The following is a 2326-nucleotide window of genomic DNA, read 5'->3' as shown; positions in this document are numbered from 1 at the left end:
CAATAATGGGAATCGTGTTAAATTGGGCAATAAAAAAAGACAGGATAGTACCTGTCTTCTCTTATTCATATATGGGCCATAGGAGCTAAAATCACAGTGCCTTTTCTGGCATACCTTTTTTTACAATGTTGATCACTTCTTCGCGTTTCTTATTCAGTCTTGTTTCGATCCGCCCCAGCAACTCTTCTTCTTTACCAGGTTCAAATTGTAAATCTGAAGTGGTAAGTTGAGGGAATTTTTCTTTGAGCAGTTTCGATTGGGGCGCCCAATCCCCTATGATCTTAAAACTTTTGTCAGCTTTACTTTGTTCAATATTCATTTTACTACAGTTTAATTTCGTGAATGAATTTTCACAGCACAAAGGTCTGTTGTTTCAGTGATCCTGTCATTACACAATCATAGAAAAGAGTTACACTATTCACACCTTTCCCCATGCACCCTCATAACATACTTGTTGATCCCGGAAAAGACAAATTGCGCTTTTAAATGCCTGCGTCTTTCCCTTGTATTTTCTGTTTAATTTCCTGAAGCATTTCCAATTGTCTGGCTTGCAGTTCATAAAGGCTTTTGATTTGTTCTCCCAGAAGTAAATCCATTTTCTGGTGCAAGCTGCGAATGCCGATCTCCGACTTTAGGTTGATCAGGTAATCGTTCTCTGCCCGCATGCGATCTTTCTCTTCCTGCCTGTTCTGGCTCATCATAATAACCGGAGCCTGAAGGGCAGCTATACAGGATAGCAGCAGGTTCATAAGAATAAAAGGATAAGGATCGAATATGCGACTGCGGATCATGACAACATTGTAAATGATCCAAAGCATTAGAGTAATAATAAAGAGGATAATAAATTTCCAGCTTCCACCGAAGCGAGCTACCTGATCGGATAGCTTTTGTCCCCTGGATAAGATTTCAGCGGGGGGATGCAACAGGTTATTCAAGATGAGCCCCTCCTCCTGGATGGTTTCATCCACTATTTTGTGTAATTTATCCAGGAAATCCTGCTCCTCTAAGGATACCTGATCAGAGAGCTCAGCCTTCATAATAAAATGCTTTATAGTGTGTAAGTGTTAAGGTTTCCGGGTAAAAATCATCAACTCATTGTCATTTTGCTAATCAATTCCGCGTAACCATCATCAGTGTGGTTGGTATAGGTGCCATATGCATCAAGGCTGTAACCTATAGTACCGTCATTTGTACGAACCAGGTAGATAATAGCCTGGTCTGCAGGGTCAGATATTCCTTCGAAACGATACGTCCTGACAATATGTGTTTCCTGAGCACGATACAGCTTGCCTTTGAGACTAAGCCACTCGCGATGATATACAGTGAATTCATTGTCCTGGCCCTTTCGCTTCAACATCATTAACACTGCACTGACTGTATCCAAAGTTTCTCTGAAAGACATAGTTTTAAATTTAAATAACAGAATAGAATTACAATCTACAACTATCAAATGTCAGATCTCATTGCTCCACTGCCACCATATATTTTGTGTAACCAGATGGTCGGATTTTATAAATAAACGACCGACCTCTCCCGGTGGGGCAAACATGATTCGGGAATCAGCAGGATTTAGAAGTGTCATCATTCCATTAACATGGTTAATTAGGCGAATCTCGTATGCTTCAGCGCGCTTCTTGTCTTGCTCGTTAAAAAAGTCTTCAGGGTCACCATTAAATGGGTACATCCATAGAACATCTCCTTCATGTGATAGTGCGACAGTGCTGGATTTAGTTATCTTTATATACATAGGATATGTCATTTAGTATCTGACACAAGTACAGCCTCATTGACTAAAATGGTACGTTGCATAAATTCGCTATGATCCAGGGTCTTAATCGCCCGTAAAGCATCAGCACGTTCTTTCATGACGACCCAGCAAAAAATACGGGGCAGTATAGCCCTGCTTTCCCGGATAATCATTACCCGGCTAACGGAGCCAAATTTAGAAAACAGGTTTCTGAGGTGCTTTAACTGTACAATGGCAGTCAGGTTACCAACGAAGATGTTCATATAAGTGGGATAAAAAGTGAACCTAAGAAGGCACCCAAACAGGCTGAAGAGAAGGAAGAAAGCAGATCAGGACGGGCGGATAGCCACTATGAATATTAGTGTAAAGGTAACCAATATCCCTTGCACCCCATGTTTTATTTGTAAATTCAATAAATAAGAACATGGAAAAATACTTTGTAGAGGAGAGAAGAAGTATTACCGGCCAAACGAAACATAAGATCCGTAAAACGAACAAAAACCTGTGATATATGTAATTTAATTCCTTGATTCTATAATAGCTCAAGGCTTAAATGCACCGACCTTTGCATCAATAGTC

The 2326-nt window shown here is 40.3% G+C and carries 5 protein-coding genes; all 5 read right to left on the bottom strand.

Annotated elements, in window-relative coordinates; genetic code table 11:
- Positions 1-91 precede the first annotated feature (91 nt).
- The 5 genes from DZC79_RS20965 to DZC79_RS20945 all read right to left on the bottom strand — a co-directional run bounded on the left by DZC79_RS20965 (position 92) and on the right by DZC79_RS20945 (position 2010).
- Positions 92-319 carry a hypothetical protein gene (locus DZC79_RS20965; RefSeq protein WP_118953572.1) on the bottom strand — a complete coding sequence of 76 codons (228 nt, stop codon included), beginning with the start codon at positions 317-319 and terminating at the stop codon, positions 92-94.
- A 163-nt stretch (positions 320-482) separates the two neighbouring features.
- On the bottom strand, positions 483-1037 hold the full coding sequence (locus tag DZC79_RS20960) for a DUF1003 domain-containing protein (protein ID WP_118953571.1): 555 nt from the start codon (positions 1035-1037) through the stop codon (positions 483-485).
- A gap of 50 nt (positions 1038-1087) precedes the next feature.
- A complete protein-coding gene (locus DZC79_RS20955) occupies positions 1088-1402 on the bottom strand; it encodes a hypothetical protein (protein ID WP_118953570.1) in 315 nt (104 codons plus the stop codon).
- A 51-nt stretch (positions 1403-1453) separates the two neighbouring features.
- Positions 1454-1747: a hypothetical protein gene (locus DZC79_RS20950; protein ID WP_157977335.1), complete on the bottom strand. Its 294-nt coding sequence runs from the start codon at positions 1745-1747 to the stop codon at positions 1454-1456.
- An 8-nt stretch (positions 1748-1755) separates the two neighbouring features.
- Positions 1756-2010: an RNA recognition motif domain-containing protein gene (locus DZC79_RS20945; RefSeq protein WP_118953568.1), complete on the bottom strand. Its 255-nt coding sequence runs from the start codon at positions 2008-2010 to the stop codon at positions 1756-1758.
- Positions 2011-2326 lie beyond the last annotated feature (316 nt).

Source organism: Taibaiella helva, assembly GCF_003545695.1.
Lineage (GTDB): Bacteria > Bacteroidota > Bacteroidia > Chitinophagales > Chitinophagaceae > Taibaiella > Taibaiella helva.
The sequence above is the reverse complement of the archived record's forward strand: the minus strand, read 5'-3'. Positions and strand labels throughout refer to the sequence as shown.